The 25,482-nt window shown below is 67.9% G+C and carries 26 protein-coding genes; 12 read left to right on the forward strand and 14 right to left on the reverse strand.

Features of this window, described 5'->3' with window-relative positions:
- Positions 1-60: 60 nt before the first annotated feature.
- Positions 61-663 carry a histidine phosphotransferase family protein gene (locus EU805_RS05090; protein WP_129762878.1) on the reverse strand — a complete coding sequence of 201 codons (603 nt, stop codon included), beginning with the start codon at positions 661-663 and terminating at the stop codon, positions 61-63.
- Positions 664-714: 51 nt separating this feature from the next.
- On the opposite strand from EU805_RS05090, the gene EU805_RS05095 reads away from it, so the two are divergent.
- The 3 genes from EU805_RS05095 to EU805_RS05105 all read left to right on the forward strand — a co-directional run bounded on the left by EU805_RS05095 (position 715) and on the right by EU805_RS05105 (position 2,555).
- A complete protein-coding gene (locus tag EU805_RS05095; protein WP_129762879.1) occupies positions 715-876 on the forward strand; it encodes a DUF3553 domain-containing protein in 162 nt (53 codons plus the stop codon).
- Between the two features lie 111 nt (positions 877-987).
- Positions 988-1,734 (forward strand): GNAT family N-acetyltransferase, encoded by a 747-nt coding sequence (locus EU805_RS05100; RefSeq protein ID WP_129762880.1) that lies wholly within the window; start codon positions 988-990, stop codon positions 1,732-1,734.
- Positions 1,731-2,555, forward strand: a complete 825-nt coding sequence (locus EU805_RS05105; protein ID WP_242494062.1) for a 1-acyl-sn-glycerol-3-phosphate acyltransferase — start codon at positions 1,731-1,733, stop codon at positions 2,553-2,555. The genes EU805_RS05100 and EU805_RS05105 overlap by 4 nt, the downstream gene beginning before the upstream one ends.
- Here EU805_RS05105 and EU805_RS05110 read toward each other — a convergent pair.
- Positions 2,529-3,173, reverse strand: coding sequence for a thiamine phosphate synthase (locus EU805_RS05110; RefSeq protein ID WP_129762882.1), 645 nt, complete (start codon positions 3,171-3,173; stop codon positions 2,529-2,531). The two genes, EU805_RS05105 and EU805_RS05110, sit on opposite strands and share 27 nt — an antisense overlap.
- Positions 3,174-3,329: 156 nt before the next feature.
- On the opposite strand from EU805_RS05110, the gene EU805_RS05115 reads away from it, so the two are divergent.
- The 4 genes from EU805_RS05115 to EU805_RS05130 all read left to right on the forward strand — a co-directional run bounded on the left by EU805_RS05115 (position 3,330) and on the right by EU805_RS05130 (position 7,524).
- Entirely contained in the window at positions 3,330-4,055 is a 726-nt protein-coding gene (locus EU805_RS05115; RefSeq protein WP_129762883.1) for an RNA methyltransferase, read from the forward strand.
- Positions 4,056-4,131: 76 nt separating this feature from the next.
- Positions 4,132-4,839 (forward strand): SGNH/GDSL hydrolase family protein, encoded by a 708-nt coding sequence (locus EU805_RS05120; RefSeq protein ID WP_129762884.1) that lies wholly within the window; start codon positions 4,132-4,134, stop codon positions 4,837-4,839.
- A gap of 73 nt (positions 4,840-4,912) precedes the next feature.
- Positions 4,913-6,058, forward strand: a complete 1,146-nt coding sequence (ctaA, locus tag EU805_RS05125; protein WP_129762885.1) for a heme A synthase — start codon at positions 4,913-4,915, stop codon at positions 6,056-6,058.
- Positions 6,055-7,524, forward strand: coding sequence for a carboxypeptidase M32 (locus EU805_RS05130; protein WP_129762886.1), 1,470 nt, complete (start codon positions 6,055-6,057; stop codon positions 7,522-7,524). The genes ctaA and EU805_RS05130 overlap by 4 nt, the downstream gene beginning before the upstream one ends.
- Before the next feature lie 61 nt (positions 7,525-7,585).
- On the opposite strand, the gene EU805_RS05135 is transcribed toward EU805_RS05130, so the two are convergent.
- Complete coding sequence (locus EU805_RS05135; RefSeq protein ID WP_129762887.1) at positions 7,586-8,140, reverse strand: YSC84-related protein; 555 nt, start codon at positions 8,138-8,140, stop codon at positions 7,586-7,588.
- A gap of 89 nt (positions 8,141-8,229) precedes the next feature.
- Positions 8,230-9,252, reverse strand: a complete 1,023-nt coding sequence (hemB, locus tag EU805_RS05140; protein WP_129762888.1) for a porphobilinogen synthase — start codon at positions 9,250-9,252, stop codon at positions 8,230-8,232.
- 123 nt (positions 9,253-9,375) lie between these two features.
- Between hemB and EU805_RS05145 the strand changes: the two genes are divergently transcribed.
- Entirely contained in the window at positions 9,376-9,900 is a 525-nt protein-coding gene (locus EU805_RS05145; protein WP_129762889.1) for a component of SufBCD complex, read from the forward strand.
- Between the two features lie 37 nt (positions 9,901-9,937).
- The gene (gene mfd / locus EU805_RS05150) at positions 9,938-13,372 is read left to right on the forward strand and encodes a transcription-repair coupling factor (RefSeq protein WP_129762890.1); all 3,435 of its coding nucleotides are present in this window, start codon (positions 9,938-9,940) and stop codon (positions 13,370-13,372) included.
- Between the two features lie 152 nt (positions 13,373-13,524).
- On the opposite strand, the gene EU805_RS05155 is transcribed toward mfd, so the two are convergent.
- From EU805_RS05155 to EU805_RS05170, 5 genes are all read right to left on the reverse strand, one after another.
- The gene (locus EU805_RS05155) at positions 13,525-13,920 is read right to left on the reverse strand and encodes a plastocyanin/azurin family copper-binding protein (RefSeq protein ID WP_129762891.1); all 396 of its coding nucleotides are present in this window, start codon (positions 13,918-13,920) and stop codon (positions 13,525-13,527) included.
- A 61-nt stretch (positions 13,921-13,981) separates the two neighbouring features.
- Entirely contained in the window at positions 13,982-14,626 is a 645-nt protein-coding gene (locus tag EU805_RS05160; protein WP_129762892.1) for a DsbA family oxidoreductase, read from the reverse strand.
- A 408-nt stretch (positions 14,627-15,034) separates the two neighbouring features.
- Entirely contained in the window at positions 15,035-15,379 is a 345-nt protein-coding gene (locus tag EU805_RS05165; protein WP_129762893.1) for a hypothetical protein, read from the reverse strand.
- A gap of 393 nt (positions 15,380-15,772) precedes the next feature.
- A complete protein-coding gene (locus tag EU805_RS17820; protein ID WP_255465861.1) occupies positions 15,773-15,898 on the reverse strand; it encodes a hypothetical protein in 126 nt (41 codons plus the stop codon).
- Positions 15,895-17,697: an extracellular solute-binding protein gene (locus EU805_RS05170; protein ID WP_242494063.1), complete on the reverse strand. Its 1,803-nt coding sequence runs from the start codon at positions 17,695-17,697 to the stop codon at positions 15,895-15,897. The genes EU805_RS17820 and EU805_RS05170 overlap by 4 nt, the downstream gene beginning before the upstream one ends.
- A gap of 387 nt (positions 17,698-18,084) precedes the next feature.
- Here EU805_RS05170 and EU805_RS05175 point away from each other — a divergent pair, with 387 nt between their 5' ends.
- On the forward strand, positions 18,085-18,864 hold the full coding sequence (locus EU805_RS05175; RefSeq protein WP_129762894.1) for a 3-hydroxybutyrate dehydrogenase: 780 nt from the start codon (positions 18,085-18,087) through the stop codon (positions 18,862-18,864).
- Positions 18,861-19,892 (forward strand): patatin-like phospholipase family protein, encoded by a 1,032-nt coding sequence (locus EU805_RS05180; protein WP_129762895.1) that lies wholly within the window; start codon positions 18,861-18,863, stop codon positions 19,890-19,892. The genes EU805_RS05175 and EU805_RS05180 overlap by 4 nt, the downstream gene beginning before the upstream one ends.
- Here the strand turns inward: EU805_RS05180 and EU805_RS05185 are convergent.
- The 5 genes from EU805_RS05185 to EU805_RS05205 form a co-directional block, all read right to left on the reverse strand.
- On the reverse strand, positions 19,885-20,487 hold the full coding sequence (locus tag EU805_RS05185) for a LysE/ArgO family amino acid transporter (RefSeq protein ID WP_129762896.1): 603 nt from the start codon (positions 20,485-20,487) through the stop codon (positions 19,885-19,887). The two genes, EU805_RS05180 and EU805_RS05185, sit on opposite strands and share 8 nt — an antisense overlap.
- On the reverse strand, positions 20,484-21,188 hold the full coding sequence (locus EU805_RS05190) for a DUF502 domain-containing protein (protein WP_129762897.1): 705 nt from the start codon (positions 21,186-21,188) through the stop codon (positions 20,484-20,486). Before EU805_RS05190 ends, EU805_RS05185 begins: the two co-directional genes overlap by 4 nt.
- Before the next feature lie 135 nt (positions 21,189-21,323).
- Entirely contained in the window at positions 21,324-22,232 is a 909-nt protein-coding gene (locus tag EU805_RS05195) for a pseudouridine-5'-phosphate glycosidase (protein ID WP_129762898.1), read from the reverse strand.
- Entirely contained in the window at positions 22,229-23,137 is a 909-nt protein-coding gene (locus EU805_RS05200; RefSeq protein WP_129762899.1) for a PfkB family carbohydrate kinase, read from the reverse strand. Before EU805_RS05200 ends, EU805_RS05195 begins: the two co-directional genes overlap by 4 nt.
- A 44-nt stretch (positions 23,138-23,181) precedes the next feature.
- Positions 23,182-23,985 (reverse strand): DUF4198 domain-containing protein, encoded by an 804-nt coding sequence (locus tag EU805_RS05205; RefSeq protein WP_129762900.1) that lies wholly within the window; start codon positions 23,983-23,985, stop codon positions 23,182-23,184.
- On the opposite strand from EU805_RS05205, the gene EU805_RS05210 reads away from it, so the two are divergent.
- The gene (locus EU805_RS05210; protein WP_129762901.1) at positions 23,984-25,315 is read left to right on the forward strand and encodes a HupE/UreJ family protein; all 1,332 of its coding nucleotides are present in this window, start codon (positions 23,984-23,986) and stop codon (positions 25,313-25,315) included. The genes EU805_RS05205 and EU805_RS05210 overlap by 2 nt on opposite strands.
- The last annotated feature ends 167 nt before the right edge of the window (positions 25,316-25,482 follow it).

Raw genomic sequence — 25,482 nt, forward strand, 5'->3', positions numbered from 1 at the left:
GTCAGTCGATCAGGCGGGATTGGCGGTCAGGCAGGATGGGCGGTCAGGCGGGATTGGCGGTCAGGCAGGATGGATCTCGACGGTGATCTGCGCCGTCGACAGGTCGGTGGTGATCGCCAGATCCGCGGCGCTCAGCACCTCCGGCAGGAGGGCGAATTGCACCTTGGACGCGCTGACCTGCGGAAGGGTGGCCGGGTTGTGCAGGCCTTTCCAGAACTCTTCCTCCGGTGCAAGGCGCGGCCCCGTCGCGGCCAGGATCCAGCGATCGCCTTCCTCCGACACGGTGACCTGGCCGCCGAGCGGCATGGCACTTTCCAGGCATTGCAGCACGAGGAACGCCACCTGCACCCGGTCGCGGGGCGCCTCCCGCGGGATCTGCCAGTCGACCGCGGTCCGGTTCGCGGCACCGACCGCGTCGAGGATCGACCGCACCTCTTGGGGGGCGACGTGGCCCTGGGATCGGGCGGAGCCGAAGGCGATGCGGAAGTACCGGATCCGGGCGGCGGCGTCTTCCACCGAACTGCTGATGAGGGCCATCTCCTCCGACATGGTGCCGGCGCCGGCGAGGCCCATCAGTTCGACCCCATTGCCGATCGCGCCGATCGGGCTGATAAGGTCGTGACAGATCCGCGATCCCACGAGGGTGGCCAGGTCGTCGCGCATCACGCATCCCCCTGCCGAAAGGACCGGCCCATATCCGAAGATCTGAACGCCATGCTGGAACCGGGAATGCTGGTCACGAACCCCGATGCGCCCGACTGGGGCACGGGGCAGGTGCAGTCGAACATCAACGGCCGCATCACCGTCAACTTCCGCGAAGCGGGCAAGGTCGTCCTGGATGGCGGTCGTGTCATGTTGATTCCCGTCGTCGAATAGCGCAACCCACGGTAGCAAGGTCCCGTGGCCGATCAATGCCAGCTTCCGGGTAAATGGTTTCACAAACCTTAACCCCCGCGCTATAGCCTCGCCGTCCCGACCGGAGCCTGCATGTCCGCATCGACCGTCCAGCTCAGCCACAGGCTTGCGCGCTCTGCCGCCGACCTCGACCGCGTGCAGCGGTTGCGCTACGACGTCTTCGTGCGCGAGTTGCAGGCCGACGGCCCGCTGGTCGATCATCCGGGCGGGCGCGAGCGGGATGCCTTCGACGATCGCGCCGATCACCTGATGCTGCTGGACGGCATGGGCACCTTGATCGGGACGAGCCGGATCATGGATGCGCGCCAGGCCGCGGCTGCGGGGGGATTTTCCTCGGCGGCGGAGTTCGACCTTGCGCCCCTGACGGACAGCGGTCTGGAACTGCTGGAGTTGAGCCGCACCTGCCTGCATCCGGACTGGCGCGGCGGTATCGCGCTGCATCGCCTTTGGGAAGGGGTGGGGACTTGCGTCAGGGCGCGCGGGGCCCGGGTGCTTTTCGGTGCCGCCTCGTTCCGCGGCACGGACCGGACGCGGCTCGAGGCGCCGGTGGCGCTCTTGCAGGCGCGTCATCCCGGGCCGCGCGATCTGCGCCCGAAGGCCCATGGGCCGGGGCATTGGGTGCCGGGCCCTTACGAGGGTGACACGAAGGCGGCGCTGCGGCAGGTGCCCTCGCTCATCAAGGCCTACCTGCGGCTGGGTGGCGGCGTGGGGATCGGCGCATGCCCGGACCCGGCCTTTCGCACGACGGATGTCTGCATGGTGCTGAACGTCGCCCGCATCCCGCCAGAGCGCGCGGCCCGCTTCGGGGGCGCCGCGTGACCTGGTCGGAGGTGCCAGCTCCCGCACCCGCCGAGCTGGGCGCGCGGGACTGGCTGCGCGCCGCGCGGCGGGCGGTGCCGATGGCGGTTCTGGTGGCCGGGGGGCTTGCCCTTACACTTGCGCTGCGCCCGGTCGAACGCGCGGTCCACGGGGCGCGCAGGCCCTGGACGCCCCATGTGACCCGCGCCGTCTGCCGCGGGGCGCTTCGGCTGATGGGGCTCGGCCGAGAGGTCGCGGGCAAGCCTTCGCGGGACGCGGCCGCCTGGGTCAGCAATCACGTAAGCTGGCTGGATATTTTCGCCCTGAACGCAAACGGTTGCGTGACGTTCCTGTCGAAGGCGGAGGTCGCGCGCTGGCCCGGCATCGGTCTGCTTGCACGGGCGACCGGCACGCTTTTCGTCACCCGCGATCCGCGCCGCGCGGCGCAGGACGTGGCCGCCGTGCGGGACCGGATCGCGCTGGGGCAGACGCTGGTCTTCTTCCCCGAGGGAACCTCCACCGACGGGGCGCAGGTGCTGGCGTTCAAGCCGACGCTCTTCGCCCCATTCGCGGGGCAGGCGCTGACCGTGCAGCCGGTGACCCTGCGTTACGAGGTGCCGGGGGGCGCCTCCGACCGGGTCTACGGCTGGTGGGGCGACATGGCCTTCGGGCCGCACCTTCTGCGCACGCTCGCGCTCAAGCGGCACGGGCGGGTCACGACGATCTTCCACCCGGCAGTGGCGATGCAGGACAGCCCCGATCGCAAGACCGTCGCCCGGGCGCTTGAGGCGCAGGTCCGCGCGGGCCTTGCGCCTTCAGGCGAAGAGCGCGTGAAGCTCTGACAGGCGCGCCGCGGGATCGGGGTGGGACCAGATCTCGTCGCCCAGGCCGAAGAAGTCGACGTGCGGGGCGAGACTGCGGATCAGGTCGTCGTCCAGCGCGCCTTCGGCGACGATGGGCACCTCGATCATCTGGCTCCACCATTCGAAGAGGTCGCGCGGTGCCTGCGCGCCGTCGTCGAGCGCGGTGACGCCCGCGGGGCCGAAGCTGACGTAATCGGCGCCCAGTTCGGCGGCGGTCATCCCGTCGTGGCGCGATTGCGCGGCATGGGTGCCGACGATGGCATCCTCGCCCAGGGCCTTGCGCGCCGCAGCCACCCCGCGCGAGCCGTCGGTGAGGTGCACCCCGTCGAGCCCGTGGCGCGTGACCAGCCCGCTGTGCCGCTCGACCACGAGGGCCACGTCGCGCACCTCCGTCACCGCGCGCAGGGCGTCGGCGGCGCGGCCCAGGCGATCCTCGTCACGCGTGGCGAGCGCCATGCGCAGGCAGGCGACGGGCGACGTATCGAGGCAGGCGGCCAGCCGGTCGGGGAAGGTCGCGAGATCGATCTCGGTCGGGGTGATCAGGTAGATCTGGGGCGTGTCGCCGGTGTCTTGGGCAAGGTCGGTCTGGTCGGTCATCGGGGTCTTCCTGTGGTTGGCCGACCCTTAGAACGGGCAGCGCCGCGACGCAAAGCTATTTCGGCGGTGGCGCGCCGTCGAGGGTGAGGCCGCACGCCTTGTTCCGATGCGCGCCTTGGCCTAAGGCAGGGTCCGATCCCGTGAAAGGCCCGTCCCATGTCGCAACCCGTCTTCGTCCTGATCCGGCCCCAGATGGGCGAGAACATCGGGGCCGCGGCGCGCGCGATGTGGAACTTCGGGCTGGACCGGATGCGCCTGACCGCCCCGCGCGACGGCTGGCCGAACCCGGCGGCGAACGCGATGGCCTCCGGCGCGGGACGGCTTCTGGATGCGGCACAGGTCTTCGAGACGACGGCGGCTGCGCTGGAGGATTGCCACTACACCTATGCCACCACCGCCCGCCCGCGCGAGCTGACCAAACCCGTACTGACGCCGGAGGCCGCGATGGCCGACGCCGCCGCGCGCATCGCCGCCGGAGAGCGGGTGGCGATGATCTTCGGTCCCGAACGCGCGGGGCTCGAGAACGCCGACGTGGCGCAGGCCAACGCCATCGTCTCGGTGCCCGTGAACCCGGCCTTCGCGTCGCTCAACCTCGCGCAATGCGTGCTGCTGACCGCCTACGAATGGCAACGCGCGCAAGGCGGCACCCTGCGGGAGGCCTTCGCCCAGCCCGAGCAGGCCACGGGGCAGGAGGTCGAGGCGTTGGCCCGGCACTACGAGGATCGGTTGGAGGACAGCGGCTTCTTCTACCCCGATCACAAGGCCGAGAGCATGAAGCTGAACCTGCGCAACATGTGGAGCCGGATGCCGCTGACACCGCACGACGTGCGGATGCTGCACGGGATGTTGCGCCAATTGATCCGCCGGTCGGACGGGTCATGAATTCGTTACGCCCCTGTCATCTGGTTGGGCACAAGGGACGTTAGATCGTCCACGACCCTGATCCAGGTAAAGTGCCATGACGCCCTACGACCTCGCCCTTGCCCCGCTCGTCGCCATGCAGGCCATCGCCGTGAAGGCCCGCGCCGAGGTGATGCCGGAAGCCGCGGGGCCACGATTGGGCGAGATCGGGCAGGGGGCCGCCTTGCGCATCCTGATCCTGGGCGACAGCTCTGCGGCGGGGGTCGGCGTGCGGACCCAGGCCGAGGCGCTGGCGGGGCAGCTGACCGCGCGGCTGTCGCGGCGCCACCGGGTGGATTGGTTCCTGCATGCGAAATCGGGGGCGACGACGGCCTCTACCCTGCGGCGCTTGCGACTGGCACCGAAGCGCCCCTTCGACGTGAGCCTGGTGTGCCTGGGGATCAACGATGCCAAGAACGGCGTGCGTGGCCGGGCCTTCCAGGCGCGCTACGCCCGGGTCCTGGACCGGTTGCGGGACGATTACGCGGTGGAGCGGGTCTATCTTGCCGGCATGCCGCCGGCGGAGCTGGTGCCGGCCCTGCCCAATCCCCTGCGAGACATGCTGATCGCGCGGTTGACCTGGTTCGACGGGCTGATCCGCCAGATCGCCGCGGCGCGTCCGGGCGCGGTGCACCTGCCGTTCGACGTGACGCGCGATCCGTCGCTGATGGCCTCCGACCGGTTCCATCCGGGGCCGAAACTCTATGCCGAGTGGGCCGGCCTTGCGGCGGCGGCGATCCAGCGCGACCGGGCCGCGCTGCACTGACTGCGACAGGGGTGCACCTTGCCCCCGTGCGCGCGCGGAAATAGGGTGCGCCAAACCGCAGCCGGAGGCCCCCATGGCAACCAGATCCCGCCCCATCTTCGAAGAGGTCGGCACCACCCAGAAGCAGGTGGCGACGCCGGGCGGCATCGACGCGCGCGGGCAGGGCGCACGCGGCGCGATCCGGATCTGGCTCATGGTGCTTTTTGCGCTGCTGGCGGTGATGATCGCGGTGGGTGGGCTGACCCGGCTAACGGATTCGGGCCTGTCGATCACCGAATGGGCACCGCTCTCGGGTGCGGTGCCGCCGCTGAACGAGGCCGACTGGCAGGCCGAGTTCGAGGCCTACCAGCAGATCCCCCAGTACCAGTTGCAGAACGTCGGGATGAGCCTGGCCGAGTTCCAGTCGATCTACTGGTGGGAATGGGGCCACCGCCAGTTGGGCCGCGTGATCGGCCTGGTCTGGGCGATCGGGTTTTTCGGGTTCCTCGTGGCGCGCAAGATCCCCGCCGGCTGGACGGGGCGGCTGCTGTTCATCGGCGCCCTGGGCGGACTGCAGGGGGCGATCGGCTGGTGGATGGTCGCGAGCGGGCTGGAAGAGGGGATGCTCAGCGTGGCCTCCTACCGGCTGGCGACGCACCTTGGCCTGGCCTTCGTGATCTTCGGTTTCATCACCTGGTACATCCTGCGGATCGGGCGGCGCAGCGCGGACCTGCTCACCGCGCGACGGGCCGGGGACGCGGGGTTGTGGACGCTTGCGACGGTGCTGATGGGGCTGGCGTTCCTGCAGATCCTGCTGGGGGCGCTGGTCGCGGGCATCGACGCGGGCCGCGCCTATCCCGACTGGCCGCTCATGGCGGGCGGGTTTCTGCCGCCGCAGATGTGGGAGCTGCAGCCCTGGTGGCGCAACCTGTTCGAGAACAACGGCACGGTGCAGTTCATGCACCGGATGAGCGGCTATGTCCTCTTCGTCTTCGCGGGGATCGTCTGGTGGCGCAGCCGGCGGCTTGCGAACCGGCGCACGCGGCAGGCCTTCGCCATGATGATGGGGATGATGGTCGTGCAGATGGCTTTGGGCATCTGGACCGTGATGACCATGGCGCCGGCGCATATCGCGATCCTGCACCAGTTCGGCGCGGTGATCCTCTGGGTGCTGGTGATGCGCGCGCGCTTCCTGACCCGCTACCCCCTGACCCAATCCGTGAGAGAGGCCCGCGCATGACCGCCCTTGACGAGCTGATGGCCTTCCAGCGCGAAACGGAGGCGCTGTCGCAGGTCGCCGGACGGCTGGGCTGGGACCAGGAGACGATGATGCCCGACGGGGCGGTGGACCAGCGCGCCGAGGAACACGGCGCCATGGCCGGCGTGCTGCACGCCCGCCGGATCGACCCGCGGATCGGCGATTGGCTGGCGCGGGCGGAGCCTGCGGACGAGGTTTCGGCCGCGAACCTGGCCCTCATCCGCCGCGACTTCGAGCGGACGGCCAAGGTCCCCGCGCGGCTGGCTACGGCGCTGGCGCAGGAAACCTCTCGCGCGCACCGGATCTGGGCGCAAGCCCGGGCCGAGGAGGACGTGGCCGCCTTCCTGCCCGCCCTGTCCCGCGTGCTGGACCTGCGGCGGGAGGAGGCGGCCTGCGTCGCGGGCGACGCCGATCCCTACGACGCGCTGCTGGACGACTACGAACCGGGTGCCACGGCGGCGCAGCTTTCGACGATGTTCGGCGCCTTGCGGCCCCGCCTGTCGGAGTTGCGCGCGCGCATCCTCGACCGACCCGCACCGCCCGGGCTGGCGGGGGACTTCCCCGAGGCGGCGCAGCTGGCGCTGAGCCAGGAACTGGCGCTGGCCTTCGGCTACGACTTGAACATGGGGCGGATCGACAAGGCGGTGCATCCGTTCTCCTCCGGCTCGGGGCTGGATGTGCGGATCACCACGCGGACGGTGCCCGCCGATCCGTTCAACTGCTTTTACTCGACGATTCACGAGGTGGGCCACGCCGCCTACGAACAGGGCATCGACCGCGCGCACCTGCTGACCCCGGTGGGGGCCGGTGTCTCGATGGGGGTGCACGAAAGCCAGAGCCGCATCTACGAGAACCAGCTGGGCCGGTCGGAGGCCTTTACCGGATGGCTCTACGGGCGGATGCGCGACCGGTTCGGCGACATTGGCATCGCGAACGAGCGGGACTTCTTCGCCTGCGTGAACCGGGTAAGCTCCGGCTTCATTCGCACGGAAGCGGACGAGGTGCAATACAACCTGCACGTCCTGCTGCGCTTCGATCTGGAGCGGGCGCTGGTCGCGGGCGATCTGGCCGTGACGGACCTGGAGGCCGCCTGGAATGACCGTTTCGCGGCGGACTTCGGGTTCGCCGTGGACAAGCCGTCGCACGGCGTTCTGCAGGACGTGCACTGGTCGGAGGGGCTGTTCGGCTACTTCCCGACCTATTCGCTGGGCAACGTCTACGCGGGCTGCCTGCACGAGGCCCTGCGCGGGGCGGTGCCGGACCTGGATGCGCAGCTTGCGCGCGGCGATACCTCGGGGGCCACGGGATGGCTGCGCGAGAACGTGCAGCGGTTCGGCGGGCTTTACCAGCCGGTCGAGCTGATCGGGCGCGCGGCGGGGCGCACGCCGGACGAAGGCCCGCTGCTGTCCTACCTGGAAACCAAGTTCGGCGCGATCTACGGGATCTGACGCGACGCGGATTGGGGTGCGCCCGGGGCCGCGTCAGGGCGGTCCGGTCAGCTCGGTCCGATCAGGGAATGATCCGCGTGTACTTCGAGCCCTTCAGCGTGGCGCCCACCCGCAGGCCCGATTGCGCGAAGAGGATCGCGATCACCGGGGAGAGGCTGGTCAGCGTCTCGGCGCGCAGAACCTCGCCCTGTTCGGGCGTCGCGTATTCAAGGTCGGCGCCCGCGACCCATCCCGGGGAGGCCCGGAATTCCGCCAGCGCGTTGGCCGTGGTGAAGAACAAGACGTGGCTGTATTGTTGCGCGCCGATCTGAAGACCCGCCGAGGCGGAGGCGACGGAATAGTAATCCACCGTCGAGCCGTTGATCTGCAGCGCACCGCGCCCGTAGGCCCCGCCGAGGCCCAGCCCCGCCTCGGTCACCAGCGGCATGACCAGGCGGCCCGCGGACCGCTCGGACAGGTCCCGCGTGCCGGGATAGGTGTCGTGCATGAAGGCCACGGTGCTGGAGACGCGTGCGTCGATCAGCGTCGCGTTGTTGTTGCCCACACCGTTGCCGCAGGCCGCAAGGCCCGTTGCCGCCGCGCCCCAAAGCACGGATCGTCTTGTCATCACTGTCATCTGCTCTGCCTTCGATTGCCTGTCCGATTGCCCATCCGAGGCGTTTCCCGCCTTCTGGGGCGAAAGCATAGGCCGCAATTTCCGATAAGTCACCGCCTATTGCGTGCACCGGCGGCATCGCGCAGCGCGCGGGCGGCCTCGGGGGCGAAATAGGTGAGGATCCCGTCGCAGCCCGCGCGCTTGAAGGCGAGCAGGCTTTCCAGCATGACCTTGGGCCCGTCGAGCCAGCCGTTCTGCGCCGCGGCCTGCAGCATCGCGTATTCGCCGGAGACCTGGTAGGCGAAGACCGGCACGCTGAAGGTCTGTTTCGCCGCACGGCAGATATCGAGGTAGGGCATGCCGGGCTTGACCATGATCATGTCGGCCCCTTCCTGCAAATCGCGTTCGACCAGGCGCATCGCCTCGTCGGCATTGCCGGGGTCCATCTGGTAGGTGGTCTTGTCGCCGGTGAGCGCGGCGGTGGCGCCCACCGCGTCGCGGAAGGGTCCGTAGAAGGCGGAGGCGAATTTCGCGGTGTAGCTGAGGATGGTGACGTTCTCGTGGCCGTGGGATTCCAGCGCGCCGCGGATGGCCCCGATCCGCCCGTCCATCATGTCGGAGGGACCGAGGATATCTGCCCCCGCCTCGGCCTGGGCCAGCGCCATTTTCACCAGCGCCTCGACCGTGCGGTCGTTCACGATCCGCCCGTCCTCGACGAAGCCGTCGTGACCGTTGATGTTGTAGGGATCGAGCGCAATGTCGGTCATGATCGCCATCTCGGGCACGGCGTCCTTGATCGCGCGGATCGCCTGGTTGGAGATGTTGTCGGGCGACCAGGCCAGGGCGCAATCCTCGGTCCGCGCCTCCATCGCGGTGTAGGGAAAGATGCAGATCGCGGGAATGCCCAGGCCGTAGGCCTCGCGCGCGGCGGTGACGGCGCGGTCAACGGTCTTGCGGGTGACGCCGGGCATCGAGGCTATGGGCTCTTCCGCATCGCGGCCGTCCATCACGAAGATCGGCCAGATCAGGTCGTCGGCGCTCAACCGGTGCTGGCGGGACAGGCGGCGGAGCGCCTCGGAACTGCGCAGGCGGCGCAGGCGCGTGGCGGGGAACGGGGCGACGGTGGGTTTCATGGGCGGGCCTTTCTTGTCACACCGAAGGGGTCGCACACCCGGGCAAGCCTCACAAGTCTGGGCATCCGGGCCGCGGCGGCCTAAAGAGGCGGTCATGCTGCCAGCAAGAGACGCCCCCCGCCCGTGGATCTGACCCCGACCATTTTGCAGGTTATCGATTTTCGCTCGTTCAGCTCGATCTGGTTCTGGCTGGTGCTGGCGGCGCTTTGGTCCTCGATGTCCTATTACGTCCTGGGCATACCCTACGACGTCATCACCCGCGCCAAGCGTCACGGCGGGCAGGCGCAGGCCGATCTGGCGGACCTCACCCGGCTGAACGTGAACCGGCTGCTGACCCTTGCGGGCACCGCGGGGCTGGTGATGACCGGTGTCATGTGTTTCGTGCTGAGCTCGCTTGCGGTGCTGGGCTTCGTCTACTGGATCCAGTTCGCGCAGGCGGCCTTCCTGCTGCTCTTTCCGCTGTCGATCGCGGGCGCGATCAGCATCACGACCGCCGCGCGCATCCAGGCCGAGGAACCGAGTGGCGAGGCGCTGTTGCGCGTGCTCATGCGACACAGGCTCTGGACGCAGATCCTGGGCATGACGGCGATCTTCGTCACCGCCATGTTCGGGATGGCGCAGAACCTGATCGCGGTGCGCGGTCTGTGACTTGACACCACGCGGGGCCGGGGCCAAGTCGGCGGCCATGTCACAACCCAACCACATCACCGTCAGCGCCGCGCCGGAAGGCTTCGACGCGCGGTTGATCCTGAAGGAACTGGACAAGAGCGGCGGGCCGGTGCTGCACGTCGCGCGCGACGACAAGCGGCTGGCCGCGATGCAGGCCGCACTCGCCTTCTTCGCGCCGGACGTGCCGGTTTTCGTGTTTCCCGCCTGGGATTGCCTGCCCTACGACCGGGTGTCGCCGAACCCCGACATCTCTGCCGCGCGGATGGCGGCACTGGCGGCGCTCGTGCATGGGATGCCTAGGGCCTACGTCATGCTGACGACGCTCAACGCCGCGACCCAGCGGGTGCCGGCGCGAGCGACGTTGCGGCAGGCGGCCTTCCGGGCCCGCGTGGGCGACCGGATCGACGAGGGCGCCTTGCGCGATTTCCTGGCCCGCATGGGCTTCAGCCAGAGCCCCACGGTGATGGAGGCGGGCGATTACGCCGTGCGCGGCGGGATCATCGACATCTATCCCCCCGGACAGGACGGGCCGATCCGGCTGGATCTGTTCGGCGACGTGCTCGACGGGGCGCGGCGCTTCGATCCCGTGAGCCAGCGCACGGTCGAAAAGCTGACCGAGATCGAGCTTGCCCCCGTGTCGGAGGTGATCCTCGACGAGGCGGCGATCACGCGGTTCCGCCAGTCCTACCGGATCGAGTTCGGCGCCGCGGGCACGGACGATCCGCTTTACGAGGCGGTCAGCGCGGGCCGCAAGCACCAGGGGGTGGAGCACTGGCTGAGCCTGTTCCAGGACGACCTGGAGACGCTTTTCGACTACATGCCGGATGTCACGGTCACGCTGGACGACCAGACCACGCCGCAGCGCATCGCCCGGTGGGAGAGCATCGTCGATCAGTACGAGACGCGGATGCACGCCCTGCGCGAGAAGGGGCGGATGGACAGCGTCTACAAGCCCGCGCCGCCGGGGGGGCTCTACCTCGACGACAGTGCCTGGGATGCGGCGGTGAACGATCACCGCGTCTTGCAGTTCGCGCCTCTGCCGCAGGCGACGGGGGCCGGCGTCACGGACGCCGGCGCGCGCCCGGGCCGCAACTTTGCACCCGAACGCCAATCCGAAAGCCTGAGCCTGTTCGGAGCATTGGCCGATCACATCAGGGCCAAGGCCAAGGCCGGGCCGGTCATCGTGGCCAGCTACTCGGAAGGTGCGCGCGAACGCCTGACGGGGCTGATCGAGGACGAGGGCGTGGGCGAGGTGATCGAGGTCGCCAATTATACCCGCGTGGGCAAATCCGGCATCCACCTCGCCGTCTGGGCACTGGAGGCCGGGTTCGAGGCGCCGGGGCTGACGGTCATCTCGGAACAGGACGTGCTGGGGGACCGGCTGATCCGCAGGCCCTCCCGCAAGCGGCGCGCCGACAATTTCCTGACGGAAGCCAACGCGCTGTCGCCCGGCGATCTGGTGGTGCACGTCGATCACGGCGTCGGCCGCTTCCTGGGGCTGGAGGTCGTCACGGCACTGGGGGCCGCGCACGAATGCCTGGCGCTGGAATACGCCGAGAGCAGCAAGCTTTACCTGCCGGTCGAGAACATCGAGCTTCTGTCGAAATACGGCCACGAGGAAGGTCTTCTCGACAAGCTGGGCGGCGGGGCCTGGCAGGCCAAGAAGGCACGCCTGAAGGAGCGTATCCGCCAGATCGCCGAACGGCTGATCCGCGTGGCGGCCGAGCGCGCGTTGCGCAAGGCCCCCGTGCTGGAACCGCCGGAGGGGTTGTGGGACCAGTTCCTCGCGCGCTTCCCTTACGCCGAGACGGACGACCAGCTGGCCGCGATCGAGGACGTGCTGAACGACCTCGACGCGGGCTCGCCCATGGACCGGCTGATCTGCGGCGACGTGGGCTTCGGCAAGACGGAGGTCGCGATCCGCGCGGCCTTCGTCGCGGCCCTGTCCGGCGTGCAGGTGGCGATCATCGCGCCCACCACGCTGCTCGCGCGCCAGCACTACCAAAGCTTCGCCGAACGCTTCCGCGGCTTCCCCGTCAACGTCCGCCCCCTGTCGCGCTTCGTGAGCGCGGGCGAGGCCGCGAAGACCCGCAAGGGGCTGGCCGACGGTACGGTGGATATCGTGGTGGGCACGCACGCGCTTCTGGCCAAGACGGTGAAGTTCCGCGACCTCGGCCTTCTGATCATCGACGAGGAACAGAAGTTCGGCGTCCAGCACAAGGAACGGCTGAAGGCGCTACGCACGGACGTCCACGTCCTGACGCTGACCGCCACGCCGATCCCGCGCACGCTGCAACTGTCGCTGTCGGGCGTGCGGGACCTGTCAATCATCGGAACGCCGCCAATCGACCGGCTGGCGATCCGCACCTACGTCTCAGAGTTCGACACGATCACCATCCGGGAGGCGCTGCTGCGCGAGCATTACCGCGGCGGGCAGTCGTTCTTCGTAGTGCCGCGGATTTCGGACATGGCGGAGATGGAAGACTGGCTGAAGCGCGAGGTCCCCGAGGTCAGCTACATCACCGCGACCGGCCAGATGGCGGCGGGCGAGCTCGACGATCGGATGAACGCCTTCTACGACGGCAAATACGACGTGCTGATGGCCACGACGATCGTGGAATCGGGTCTGGATATTCCCACGGCCAACACCATGATCGTTTGGCGTGCCGATATGTTCGGGTTGAGCCAGCTCTACCAGATCCGGGGCCGCGTGGGCCGGTCGAAGACCCGCGCCTATGCCTATCTCACCACCAAGCCGCGTCAGCCGCTGACGGACACCGCGCAAAAGCGGCTGCGCGTTCTGGCAAGCCTCGATTCCCTCGGGGCGGGCTTCACGCTTGCGAGCCAGGACCTCGATATCCGGGGGGCGGGCAACCTGCTGGGCGAGGAGCAATCGGGCCAGATGCGCGAGGTGGGCTACGAGCTGTATCAGCAGATGCTGGAGGACCAGATCGACGCGATCCGTTCGGGCTCTGCCGAAGGGCTGCAGGACGAAGGCGAATGGTCGCCGCAACTCAACCTCGGGTTGCCGGTGCTGATCCCCGAGGACTACATCCCCGACCTCGACGTGCGGTTGGGCCTGTATCGGCGCCTGTCGGATCTGACCACGAAGGTGGAGTTGGAAGGCTTCGCGGCGGAGCTGATCGATCGTTTCGGCAAGCTGCCGCGCGAGGTCAACACGCTGTTGACGGTGGTGCGCATCAAGGCCGAGTGCAAGAAGGCCGGGATCGCGGCCCTCGATGCGGGGCCCAAGGGGGCCACGGTGCGGTTCCACAACGACAAGTTCGCCAACCCGGCGGGCCTCGTGGACTTCATCGCGGCCTACAAGGGGCAGGCGAAGGTCAAGGACAACAAGATCGTCGTGCTGCAGGACTGGGCCAAGCCCAAGGACAAGGTGCAGGGCGCGTTCAACATCGCCCGCGATCTCGCGGCCTTGGGCAAGCAAGGTTGAGCTTCCACGCCTTGCCTTTGCGGCAAGCCCGATGAAGAGGTGATGTCCTCACGTCGCCCTGAGAAAAATTGGCGCGCCATGCGAGATCCTGGATGCAAAGAGGCCGCGCCGATTGGGCGCGGCCTCTTGCCGTTTTCCCGGGCGTGGACGGCTCAGGGGTTCACGATCACCGTGCCGACCATGCCGTTGGCGACCTGCGATTCGCTGAAGTAACGGTAGGTGCCTGGGGTCGTGAAGGTGTAGGTATAGGTCTCACCCGGGGCGATCACGCCGGAATCGAAGGCGGCCGCACCGCTCGGCAGACGCGTCACCTGCTGCTCGGCGGGGGTGGAGGCTTCGGTCGAGACGGAATGACCGAAGGTCGAGATGTTCTGGAAGGCTACCGTTTCGCCCGACCGGATGGTGACGGCGTTGGGAGAGAACGTCTGGGCGCTGGTCATCTGGACCGTGGCGTCGACCCCGGCGGGGGCGGTGGTCTGCGCTACGGAACCAGTCGTCTCGCAGGCGGCGAGGATGGCGAAGGGGGCGAGGGCGATCAGGGCGCGCATGGAATTACTCCTTGGGGTTTATTTACGACCGAACGCCACCCGTCCCTCTTTCGTTCCGACCTCAGGCGTCGTCGGCGAGCTTTTCCTTGATCTCGGTGATGACCTGGACCCAGGTTTCGGGCGGTTGCGCACCGGGAACGGCATGCTGGCCCGCGACGATGAAGGTCGGGACGGCGGTGACCCCCATCTCGCGGCTGTGGGCATCGCGCTTGCGGATGTCGTCGGCATCCGCGTCGGAGGCGAGGAGCTTGCCCACGACGGCCGCGTCCATCTCGGCGGTGTCGGCGATATCGCAGAGCACCTCGTGGCCGCCGATGTCGCGGCCCTGCTCGAAGTAGGCACGGAACAGCAGGTCCACGACGAAGGTCTGCCGTTGCTCGATCCCGGCCCAGTGAATCAGGCGATGCGCGTCGAGCGTGTTGGGCGTGCGGTCCATGGCTTCGAAGTTGATCGTGAGACCCGCGGACCTGGCGTGCTCCTCGACCGTGGCGTAGGCGCGTGCGGCGGCCTCCTTGCTGCCGAACTTCGCCTCGAGGTAGCTTCGACGGTCAAGGCCGCCTTCGGGCATGTCGGGGTTCAGCTGGAACGGGTGCCATTCGATGGTAAAGGGGTGATCGCCCACCTGTTCGAGCGCGCGGAAGAGCTGCGCCTTGCCGATGTAGCACCAGGGGCAGATCGGGTCGGAGAGGATGTCGAGCTTGACCATGTGCGGTCTCCCAGTCTTGGCGCAGGCGGCGGCGCGGCTTCAGGTGGTTCGCCCCGACCGGCACGGCCGCGTCCGCGGGATCTTTTGTCTGCCTGCGATGGCGGTTTTCAGCGGACATCTAGCACGTCGGCCCCGAGGTGGAACATCGGGACGCCCGAAAACGAAGGGCAGGCTGCGTTTTCGGTCGGCGACACGCCGGACGTGACGGCCGCTCGTGGATTGAGGGGGTCGGTTCGGCGGTGCCTTCGGAAAGGGCATATCCTGGCGAAGACGGACCGTGCATCCAAGGCCTGTGTCATGCAAAAGCCCGGTCGCGCAATGGCGGATCCGGGCTTCGAGCGGGGGCGAGACGAGGTCCCGCCCAAGACATCCGACGCGGGCTTGGTCGCGCGCGTCGGGGATGCGGTATCAGCTGCGACCGACGGGCGTGGCCGGGGCGGGGTCGGTGCCGAACTTCGCATCGTCGGCCAACGCGTCTTCGCCGGTGCCGACGTTCTTGGCGCTGTCCATGATCTGGGCGTTGTCGTTCTGTTCGTCCATGGTGACGTCGATCGGCTCGGAGCCCATCAGCCAGTCGGCCAGTTCCATCTGGGCCGCGACGCGGTCCTCGCCCTTGGACTTCGACAGATAGTCGATGAAGGCGTCCTGGTCACCGTCGAGCGACTGGACGTCGGCCTCGTTCAGGGTGGGCCACTGGGTCAGGATGCGCGGGATATAGGCATTCCAGTTCTGAGAGACATCTTTCCACTGCATGGGAAACTCCTTTGAATTCCGTGTTGCGGACCAACGGTGCGCTGCATGTTTCGTTCCGGTCGGTCGGTCCGCCCCCTGATGGGACGGGACCTGGCGGCCCGTGACCCGCGCGCCGCGGTGGCGGCGGAACGCCTGGCGAGACCTGCTCGTCACGACGGTTCGGTCGGGCGGATCGGGAACGGGATGCAGCCGAGACAGCGTCGCCGGTCGATGAGCGGCATCCTTATGCCCCGCAAGCGCGGAAGGCAACCTATGATCACCGAAGCACCGGGGCCGGGCCACGCGGAGGGGTTCGGTGCGCAGGATCGGGGCGGGGAGGGGGGCTGTCTGCCCCCCGCTGGCCGGTGGCCAGCCCCCCCGAGGATATTTCCGGAACAGAGAAGGCCGCCCTTGTCAGATGACCGCGTCGGCGGCCCCGAGGGTCAATTGCCCGGCGCCGATGGCGGTGTTGCCGATGATCCGGGCCGGGGTGCAGGCGCTGGCGGAAAGGACCGCCAGCACGAGGAGAAGGCGCGTCACTCTTCTTCCCACCACCACAGGTCGGGCTGCCAACCGGGCCAGTCGCCCATCACCGGGAGCACCTCGGGATAGGTGAGTTCCTTGGCATGCGCGAGCCGGCTGATGTTCCACTGATAGATCGGGATCACGTAGCGCCCCGCGGTCAGGATCCGGTCGAGCGCCTTCACGCTGGCCGCGAAGTTCTCCTGGCTTTCGGAGGTCAGCATCGTGTCGATCATGGCGTCCACCGCCGGGGACTTCACGCCCATCAGGTTACGCGAGCCGGGCGCGTCCGCCGTCTCTTCCCCGAAGTAGAAGTACTGCTCGTTGCCGGGGCTGAGCGACAGGCCCACGCGGTAATAGGTCATGTCGAAATCGAGCGCGTCGGTGCGTTCCTTGTAGGCGGCATCGTCCACCACGCTGACCGTCGGCGTGATGCCGAGGCGCGAGAGGCTCTGGGTGTACATGTCGATGATGGCCTGGTTCTCGGACCCGCCCTGTTCGAGCAGGATGTCGAAGGTGAAGGGCGCGCCGTCGGGGCCGGTCATGACGCCGTTCTCGACCGTGTAGCCGGCCTCGCGCATCAGTTCGAGCGCGCGGGCGGTGCCGGCGCGGTTGCGCTCGGTGCCGTCGGAGACGGGCAGGGCATAGCCGTCGATCGCACCGGGCGGCAGGTCGTCCGCGAAAGGCTCCAGCATCTCGGCCACGCGGCCCGTGGCGGGGCCCTCGTCCATGCCCAGGGGCGAGTTCGACCAGTAGGAGGTGATGCGCGGCTGCTCGGAGCCGGTCATCGCCTCGTTGATGAACTCGAAGTTGAAGGCCTGGAGCATCGCCTCGCGCACCTGCCAGTCGTCGAACTGCGGCCGACGGGTGTTCATCACGAAACCGGTCATGCCCGAGGGGCGGGCATGGGGCAGGACGGACTTGACCACGTCGCCGTTCTGGACGGCCGGGAAGTCGTACTGGCTTTCCCAGCGGGCCACGTTGAATTCGCGGTTCGAATTTACGGAGCCGGTCTTGAAGGCCTCGAAGGCGGCGGTTTCGTCACCGAAGAATTCGAGCCGGATCTCGTCGAGGTTGTGCAGGCCGGTCTCGAACGGGACCACGCCGCGGCCCCAGTAATCGGGGTTGCGGGTGAGCGTGATGGACCGCCCGAGGTCGACATCCTCGATAACGTAGGGACCGGAGGTGATCGGGGCGACATCCGCGCTGGAATCGGCGAAATCGACGCCGTCCCACTGGGCCTTCTTCAGAATCGGGCGCATGCCGGCCAAGAGCGCCAGTTCGCGGTCGTCGACGTTGAACGTCAGGCGCACCGTGCCGGGAGAGGTTTCCTCGATGCTCTCGACCTTTTCCCAGAAGCCGCGATAGCGCCCGTGGCCTTCGGTGCCGAGCGTCTCGAACGACCAGATCACGTCCTCGGCCGTGACCGGGCTGCCGTCGGAAAACTCCGCCTGCGGGTGGAGGGTGAATTCGACCCAGGACCGGTCCTCCGCCGTCTCGACGCTTTCGGCGAGCAGGCCGTAGAGCGTGAAGGGCTCGTCCAGCGAGCGGGCCATCAGGCTTTCGCCGATCAGGTAGCGCAGCTGCCAGGGAACGGAGCCTTTCTGGATGTAGGGGTTGAGACTGTCGAAGGTGCCGACCTCCGCCGTGACGATCTGGCCGCCGGTCGGCGCGTCGGGGTTGGCGTAGGGAAGGTGATCGAAGTCGGCGGGCAGGGCTGGTTCGCCGTACATCGAGATGCCGTGGCTTTCCGCCCAGGCCCCGTTTGCCAGCAATGCCAAGGCGGTGGCCGCGGAAGTTAAGAGATGTCGCGTCATGGCAAGATCTGTCCTGTTGCTCTGATTGTTGCCTGCCACGCTAAAGAGGGTTTCTCGCCGACACAAACTTTTACCTTTCACCCGGGCTAAGTTCGGCCTATAAGTAACTCACTGCTCGATAGGTTTCTTGCCTGTATGAAACCTGCCTCAATGACTACACCCCGGCTTCGGCCGGGGTTTTTTTTGGTCCTGCGGTGGGTCGGTGCTTCCTCATAGCGATCTGCGAATCACCCGGCAACCCCCCGATTCGCCCTTGTAAAAAAGGATTGCGGTGGCGAGCTGTCGCGGCGTCGTTGCCCTGCGCCGCTTCGGTTTGAGAATGGGACGATGCGGTTTATGTCATGCTGCATCTGCATCATGCGCGCGCCGCAAACCAGGAGAATCACCATGTCCCATACCCTTGAAGGCAAGACCGCAATCGTGACCGGTTCCAATTCCGGGATCGGTTTGGGCGTTGCGCGGAGTTTCGCCGAGGCGAAGATGCGCGTTGTCCTGAACTCCTACACCGACGATGCGGCCGATCACGACCTGGCCCGCGAGATCGGCGAGGAGTTCGGGACGGAGGTGATCTACATCCAGGCCGATATGAGCAAGCCCGAGCAATGCCGCGCGCTGGTCGAACAGGCGGGGGCCTGCGATGTCCTGGTGAACAATGCGGGCATCCAGCACGTGGCCCCGATCGAGGATTTCGCGCCCGAGAAATGGGATGCCATCCTGGCGATCAACCTGTCCTCGGCCTTTCACACGACCGCCGCCGCCCTGCCGATGATGCGCAAGGCCGGTTGGGGCCGCGTGATCAACATCGCAAGCGCCCACGGGCTGACGGCCTCTCCCTACAAGAGCGCCTATGTCGCCGCCAAGCACGGGATCGTGGGCCTGACCAAGGTCACGGCACTCGAGACCGCGAAGGAGCCGATCACCGCCAATGCGATCTGCCCGGGCTACGTGCTGACCCCGCTGGTGGAAAGCCAGATCCCCGACACGGCCAAGAAATACGACATGACCGAGGACGAGGCGAAGGAGAAGGTGATCCTCGAACGCCAGCCGTCCAAGGAGTTCGCCACGACCGAGCAGATCGGCGGAACGGCGGTCTTCCTGTGCTCGGATCATGCGGCCCAGATCACCGGTACCACGATCAGCGTCGACGGCGGCTGGACGGCCCTGTGATCCGTCTGAACCTCGCGCTGCAGGGCGGCGGGGCGCATGGCGCCTTCACCTGGGGGGTGCTCGACCGGCTCTTGCAGGACGACGGACTCGAGATCGCGGGCATCTCCGGCACCTCAGCCGGGGCCTTGAACGGCGCCGCCCTGAAAGCGGGTCTTGCAACCGGGGGGCGAGAGGGGGCGCGCGCGAACCTGCGGTGGGTCTGGGAACAGGTGGGGGCGGTCACGACCCCCTGGGCGCAGGACTGGCTGGCCGCCGCCGCCCCCTCGGCGGGGTGGCTCGCTGCGATGACGTCGGTGTCGCCCGCGTTCATGGCCTTCGACGTCATGGCCCGGACGACCTCGCCTTACGTCTACGGGTCCGTCTTCCGCAATCCGCTGGAGCGGATCCTGCGGGACATGCGGTTCGAGGAGATCTGCGCCGACAGCGGACCCGCGCTCTACATCGGGGCCACGAACGTGCGCACTGGCAAGATCCGCGTCTTTTCCGGCCAGCAGATCACGCCGGAGGCGATCATGGCCTCGGCCTGCCTGCCCACGCTGTTCGAGGCGATCGAGATCGAGGATCCGGACACCGGCCGGACGGAGGCGTACTGGGACGGTGGCTATACCGGGAACCCGCCGCTCTTTCCGTTGTATCGCAACGACTTGCCGAACGATGTTGTCATCGTCAACATCAACCCCCTGGTCCGCGACGAGGTCCCCAAGAGTGCGGAGGCGATCACCAACCGGATCAACGAGATCGGGTTCAACACATCGCTTCTGGGCGAGTTGCGCTCGATCCATTTCGTCCAGCGCCTGCTGGAGACCGGGGCGATCCAGTCCGGTACCATGAAGGCGGTGCGGATCCACCTGATCGAGGACGATGCGCTGATGAACGAGTTGAACGTCGCGACGAAGACGATCCCCAACCCGGTCATCCTCGCCCGGCTGAAGGAGGCGGGAGAGCAGGCGGCGGAGCGGTTCCTGCAGGACCACAGGGCCGACCTCGGCACGCGGTCGAGCGTCGATCTGAAGGCGATGTTCAGCTGAGAAGCTTGAGCGCCAGCGCCCACATGACCACGCCGATCGCCGCGTCGAGGATGCGCCAGGCGCGGGCCGACTGCATGACCGGGGCGAGAAAGCGCGCACCGTAGCCCAGCCCGAAGAAGAACACGAAGGAGGCGAGCACCGCGCCGGCACCGAAGGCGGTCTTGTCGGCGCTGTCGGGGTAGTTCGTCGAATAGGCGCCGACCAGTCCCAGCGTGTCGAGGTAGACATGCGGGTTCAGCCAGGTGAAGGCCGCTGCCGTCGCAAGCGTCGGGCCAAGCGCCAGCGTCTTTCCGGCCAGTTGCATCTGGTAATCGCCGCGCCAGGCGGCCACGAACCGGGTGGCGCCGTAGACGAAGAGGAACGCGGCCCCTGCCAAGGCCATGATCCGCGGCAGGGCGGGAAAGGCCTGCGTGATCGCATCAAACCCCAGCACGCCCGCGCTGATCAGCACCGCATCCGAGGTGGCGCAGAGCAGGCAAAGCCAGAACACATGCGCGCGCGCCAGCCCCTGCCGCAGCACGAAGGCATTCTGCGCCCCGATCGCGAGAATGAGCGAAAAGCCCGTCGCGAATCCCGTCAGCGCGGGTCCGATCATGCCTCGGGCGGCCGTTCCGGCGGGTAGACGAGACCGGCGGAGATCACCAGTTTCGCCGCCTCCTCGACGCCCATGTCCAAGATCATCACGTCCTCGCGCTTGAGGAACAGCAGGAACCCCGAGGTCGGGTTGGGCGTGGTGGGCAGGAAAACGGTCAGGATGTCGTCGCCCGGCAGCTTCGCGCGCACCTCGCCCTTGGCGGAGGTACTGATGAAAGCGATGGCCCAGATGCCCTTGCGCGGATACTCGACCAGGCAGGCCTGGTCGAAGGAGGTGTCGCGCTGGGAGAAGACCGTCTCGGCGATCTGCTTGGCGCCGTTGTAGACCGAGCGGATGACGGGCATCCGGTCGACCAGACGCTCGGCCAGGCGCAGCAGGCTGCGTCCGATATAGCCCTTGCCCAGCCAGCCGATCAGGACGGTGAAGACCAGGAAGATGATGACGCCAAGACCCCGCACGTCGATCGTGATCGGGTCCGCGGGGTCGCCGAACCAGCGGTTCAGCAGCGCGTTGGGCAGGTAGCGGTCCGGCACGAAGGGCCAGACCCAGCTGTCGATCATCCCGACGACCGCGTAGATCAGCCAGAACGTCAGCGCGATGGGCGCGATGATGATGATCCCCGCCAGGAAGTTGCCGCGCAGCCGGGCGACGAGACCCGGCCGTCTCGGCGGTTGGATGATGGGATCGATCTCGGGCGGCATCGCGGGACTTTCGGTGTGACGCGCTCACAGATAGAAGGGCGGGCCCGGCTTCACAAGCGACGGCGCGCATCCTCCCCCGATCGCCATTCGGGAAACGGGGGGGGCGCCGTCTGCCTGCCCAAGATTGCGGCAGAGTCAGACCAGATGCGTCGCGATCTGTGCGGCGAGCCGCGCGTTGTTGCGCACCAGCGCGATATTGGCGGTGAGCGAGCGCCCTTCCGTCAGATCGAAGATCCGGCCCAGCAGGAAGGGTGTGACCCCCTTGGCCGAGATGCCCTGCGCCTCGGCCTCTTCGAGGGCCTGGGCTATGACCGGGGCCAGTTCCTCGGCCGGGATCTGGTCGGCGGCGGGGATCGGGTTGCAGACCAGTTGCCCGCCGGGCAGCCCCATGCGGTTGCGCACGATCTGGGCGGTCGCGATTTCCTGCGCGCTGTCCATCCGCAAGGGCGCCGTCATGTCGGAGGTGGCGGACCAGAAGGCCGGCAGGTTGTCCTGGCCGTAGGCGATGACCGGCACGCCGAGGGTTTCGAGCACCTCGAAGGTGGCGGAGAGATCGAGGATCGCCTTGGCGCCCGCGGCCACCACGGTGACGGGGGTCTGGGATAGTTCCTGCAGGTCGGCGGAGATATCGAGGCTCCGCTCCCAGCCGCGATGCACGCCGCCGATCCCGCCGGTGGCGAAGACGTGGATCCCCGCGATATGGGCCGCGATCATCGTGGCCGCCACGGTGGTGGCGCCCGTGCCGCCCAGCGCGATGCAGGCGGCGAGATCCGCGCGCGAGAGCTTGGCGACGTTTTCGGCCTGGCCCAGCTCATCCAGTTCGTCCGCTTCGAGGCCGATGTGCAGCGTGCCGTCGATCACCGCCATGGTGGCGGGCGTGGCCCCGCCATCGCGGATGTCCTGTTCCACCGCGCGGGCAGTCTCGACGTTCTGCGGGTAGGGCATGCCGTGGGTGATGATCGTGCTTTCCAGCGCCACCAGCGGTGTGCCCGCCTCGAGCGCCTTCGCGACTTCGGCGGAGTGGGTCATGGGAAAATCGGTCATAATGGGGTGTCTCCTGAGACGTAGGATGCGGCGGCCTGCAAGGCGCGGGCGAGGGCGGCGGGACGGTCGAGCCCCTGCCGTTCGGAGGCGATATGCGCCGCCATGAAGGTATCCCCCGCGCCCGTCACGCGCGAGACGAGCACCTGCGGCGGGGTGGCGGTGATGACGTCGCCGTCGGTGCCTTCGGAGGCCTGCTGGCCGCCATCCGTCACCAGAACGCGTTTCGCGCCGCGCGCCAGCAGGCCCCGGGCGGCCTCGGCGCTGCTCTCGAAGGTGGTCTGGCAGAGCAGGCCGGCCTCTTCGAGGTTGACGTAGAGCGTGGCGGAGGGGTGGCCCAGCAGGGCCAGCAGGCGCTCCGCCTTGCCGGGCGAGGCGGGGGCCACGCGCAGATCGGCGCGGGTGAACAGCGGCGAGGTCGCGATGGTGCGCAGAAGATCCTCGGTCAGGTTTCCGTCGAGCGCGATGGGGCCGGGGTAGGGGGCCTCCTTTGATCCCAACCGGCCGTCCGAGAGCGGGCGCAGGATCTTGTCGCCCGCGGCTTCCAGCGAATGGGCGTCGGCGATGGCGGCGATCAGGCCGTTCGATGCCTCGATCGCCATGTAGACGTCCGTCGGCAGATCGTCGGAGCGGTAGACGTGGTCGCAGATCAACCCCATGCCGCTTGCTTCGGCGATCAGGGCATTGCCTTGCGCGTCGCGGCCCACGACCGACAGAAGCGCCGGCGTGAAACCGAACCGGCCCAGCGTCATGGCGATGTTCATGGCGACGCCGCCGGGCAGGCGGGTGATCCGCCCCGGCACGTCGGAGCCCGCGCGCATGTGGCTGGCGGTGCGCCCGATCACGTCCCAAAGGACCGAACCGATGCACAGGATGTCGGGTGTCTGGGTGTCGGGCGTCTGGCTCATGGGCCGCTCATGCCCCGGCAGGGCGCGCGGCGCAAGACGTGCCGTTACTCCGGCACCGCCCAGGTCATGTTGGCCCAGAGGGTTTCCCAGACCGCCCCGCCGGAGGCCTCCACCGTCGCGGCGGAGGGTTCGCGGTAGAGAACCGCATCGGCCATGTAGGCGTGGCCCGCCTCGACCGGGACCGTGACGCGGCCTTCGGCGTCGGTGCGGTAGAATGTCTGGCGGACCTCGCCCGCGGGGCTGCGGTCCCAGACCTCGAACCGGGCGTCGGCGCGCGGCGCGTCACCATACCAGAGCTGGAACGCCATGCCGTCCGACAGATCGTCGGTGTAGGGATTGGTGAGCGCCACGATCTCTGTCTCGAGGCCGGTGCGGCGGTCGGCGCCCACGCCGTTGCCCACGGCGATCAGGGCCTTGGAATAGCGCGAATAGACCTCCCGGAAGGGCTCCTCCGGCAGGCCGCGGGCGGCGTGGTCGGCATAGAAGTCGTCGAGACCCTTGTGAGCCACGAAACGGGTGACGACATCCCAGCCGTCGTATTCGACGAGGCTGTCGGTGGATTCGTAGGCCAGGACGTTCAGACCTTCGGGCGGCGCGTCGATCTGCACGGCGGGCCGATCACCGACGCGACCGGGGACCGGCTGCGATCCCGCCCCGGAGATATTCAAGAAGGTTATGAATTTTTGAGGCAGATAGGGGATCTTTTGACCCTTGAACTCGTCGCCGTTGACGATGGACACTGTCATCGCGTCGCCGGTGGCCAGGGTATAATCCTCGGCCTCCAGCCAGAATTCATGGGCGGATGCAGGTCCGGCCGCCAAAGCGATAATCAAAGCGAGAGACCGCATGTCCAATTCCTTTCAAGCCTTCCTCAGGGTCTGGGTTCTGACGCTCGTGTCAAGCCTGGCCCTTGCGCTCGTCACGCTGCCGTCAGGCGCCCGGGCGCACGAGGTGCTGCCATCGGTGGCCGACATGACGCGGGACGGCGATGTATTGCGCTTCGAGGTCGAGGCGAACCTCGAAACCTTCATCGCGGGCATCGACCAAAGCGCCGTCACCGACACCAACGAGGCCCCGCAGGCGGAAGCCTACGACGATCTGCGCGCGCTCGACCCCGCCGCGCTGGAAGAGGCGTTTCGCGACTACTGGCCGCAGATGGCCGACCGGATCGACGTGGTGGCCAACGGCAACCGCCTGCCGCTGACGCTGGACAGTGTCACGGCGGGCGAGACGGGCGACGTGGAATTGCCGCGCACCTCGACCTTCGTCTTCAGCGCGGCACTCTCCGGGGCGGAGGACGTGAACGTGGGCTGGGACCGAAGCCTCGGCGCGCTGGTGCTCCGCCAGCAAGGGGTAGAGCAGCCCTTTGACGCCTACCTGACCGGCGGCCAGACCTCCGACCAGATCGCCCTTGAGGGTGGCAACGCGCGGGGCGCGCTCGTCACTTTCTTCAGCTACATTCCCACCGGGTTCGATCACATCGTGCCGCTTGGGCTGGATCATATCCTCTTCGTGCTGGGGCTGTTCTTCCTGTCGACGCACCTCAAGCCGCTCCTGTGGCAGGTCACGGCCTTCACGCTCGCCCATACCATCACGCTGGCGCTGGCGGCGCTGGGCATCGTCAACGTACCCGGCAGTATCGTGGAGCCGCTGATCGCGCTGTCGATCGCCTATGTCGCGATCGAGAACCTCTTCACCCGCGGGTTGTCGCCCTGGCGGCCCATCGTCATCTTCGGCTTCGGCCTGTTGCACGGCTTGGGATTCGCTTCCGTTCTGGCCGAGTTCGGCCTGCCGCAGGGGCAGTTCGTGCCCGCGCTCATCGGCTTCAACATCGGGGTCGAGATCGGCCAGCTTGCCGTCATCGCCGTGGCCTTCGCCATCGTCTGGAAGGCGCGCGAGATGAGCGCCTCGGCCACGCGGCACGTGGGGCTGGCCGCGGCCTACCTCGTGGGCGTGGTCGCGGTGCTGGCGCTGCTGATCCCGCTTGCGGCCTTCGCACCGGGCTGGACCGGCGACTTGATCCCCGTGATGGCGACGGTCGCGGTGCTTCTGGGGCTTTGCGCCGTTTCGGTGAACCTCGGGCGCTACGACAGCTACAACGATGTCGTGGCGCAGCCCGCCTCGGTCCTGATCGCCATCGTTGCGATCTACTGGGTGATCGAGCGGGTGTTTCTGTAGAGCGACGCAGGGCCATCGCCGATCCGGGGGGCGGGTCGGCGATGGCCCGGCGGCCTGTGGCCTTGGGCCGAGCCTGTCAGCGTAGAGCCCCTTGTATCCCGGTTCCGCTTCGACTAAAGCGCCCTCACTCAATCCCGCAGGCGGGGGCGGGTCGATCCGGGGAGACA

Source organism: Salipiger sp. IMCC34102 (genome assembly GCF_004145405.1).
Lineage (GTDB): Bacteria > Pseudomonadota > Alphaproteobacteria > Rhodobacterales > Rhodobacteraceae > Loktanella.

Bases quoted from the DNA above. Each gene is read 5' to 3' on its own strand.
- EU805_RS05210 (WP_129762901.1), top strand. From the start codon at position 23,984: ATGTCCAATTCCTTTCAAGCCTTCCTCAGGGTCTGGGTTCTGACGCTC.
- EU805_RS05155 (WP_129762891.1), bottom strand. From the start codon at position 13,920: ATGCGCGCCCTGATCGCCCTCGCCCCCTTCGCCATCCTCGCCGCCTGC.
- EU805_RS05090 (WP_129762878.1), bottom strand. From the start codon at position 663: ATGCGCGACGACCTGGCCACCCTCGTGGGATCGCGGATCTGTCACGAC.
- EU805_RS05205 (WP_129762900.1), bottom strand. From the start codon at position 23,985: ATGCGGTCTCTCGCTTTGATTATCGCTTTGGCGGCCGGACCTGCATCC.
- EU805_RS05110 (WP_129762882.1), bottom strand. From the start codon at position 3,173: ATGACCGACCAGACCGACCTTGCCCAAGACACCGGCGACACGCCCCAG.
- ctaA (WP_129762885.1), top strand. From the start codon at position 4,913: ATGGCAACCAGATCCCGCCCCATCTTCGAAGAGGTCGGCACCACCCAG.
- EU805_RS05100 (WP_129762880.1), top strand. From the start codon at position 988: ATGTCCGCATCGACCGTCCAGCTCAGCCACAGGCTTGCGCGCTCTGCC.
- EU805_RS05185 (WP_129762896.1), bottom strand. From the start codon at position 20,487: ATGATCGGACCCGCGCTGACGGGATTCGCGACGGGCTTTTCGCTCATT.
- EU805_RS05195 (WP_129762898.1), bottom strand. From the start codon at position 22,232: ATGACCGATTTTCCCATGACCCACTCCGCCGAAGTCGCGAAGGCGCTC.
- EU805_RS05135 (WP_129762887.1), bottom strand. From the start codon at position 8,140: ATGACAGTGATGACAAGACGATCCGTGCTTTGGGGCGCGGCGGCAACG.
- EU805_RS05190 (WP_129762897.1), bottom strand. From the start codon at position 21,188: ATGCCGCCCGAGATCGATCCCATCATCCAACCGCCGAGACGGCCGGGT.
- EU805_RS05120 (WP_129762884.1), top strand. From the start codon at position 4,132: ATGACGCCCTACGACCTCGCCCTTGCCCCGCTCGTCGCCATGCAGGCC.
- hemB (WP_129762888.1), bottom strand. From the start codon at position 9,252: ATGAAACCCACCGTCGCCCCGTTCCCCGCCACGCGCCTGCGCCGCCTG.
- mfd (WP_129762890.1), top strand. From the start codon at position 9,938: ATGTCACAACCCAACCACATCACCGTCAGCGCCGCGCCGGAAGGCTTC.
- EU805_RS05200 (WP_129762899.1), bottom strand. From the start codon at position 23,137: ATGAGCCAGACGCCCGACACCCAGACACCCGACATCCTGTGCATCGGT.
- EU805_RS05170 (WP_242494063.1), bottom strand. From the start codon at position 17,697: ATGACGCGACATCTCTTAACTTCCGCGGCCACCGCCTTGGCATTGCTG.
- EU805_RS05160 (WP_129762892.1), bottom strand. From the start codon at position 14,626: ATGGTCAAGCTCGACATCCTCTCCGACCCGATCTGCCCCTGGTGCTAC.
- EU805_RS05115 (WP_129762883.1), top strand. From the start codon at position 3,330: ATGTCGCAACCCGTCTTCGTCCTGATCCGGCCCCAGATGGGCGAGAAC.
- EU805_RS05165 (WP_129762893.1), bottom strand. From the start codon at position 15,379: ATGCAGTGGAAAGATGTCTCTCAGAACTGGAATGCCTATATCCCGCGC.
- EU805_RS05095 (WP_129762879.1), top strand. From the start codon at position 715: ATGCTGGAACCGGGAATGCTGGTCACGAACCCCGATGCGCCCGACTGG.
- EU805_RS05175 (WP_129762894.1), top strand. From the start codon at position 18,085: ATGTCCCATACCCTTGAAGGCAAGACCGCAATCGTGACCGGTTCCAAT.
- EU805_RS05130 (WP_129762886.1), top strand. From the start codon at position 6,055: ATGACCGCCCTTGACGAGCTGATGGCCTTCCAGCGCGAAACGGAGGCG.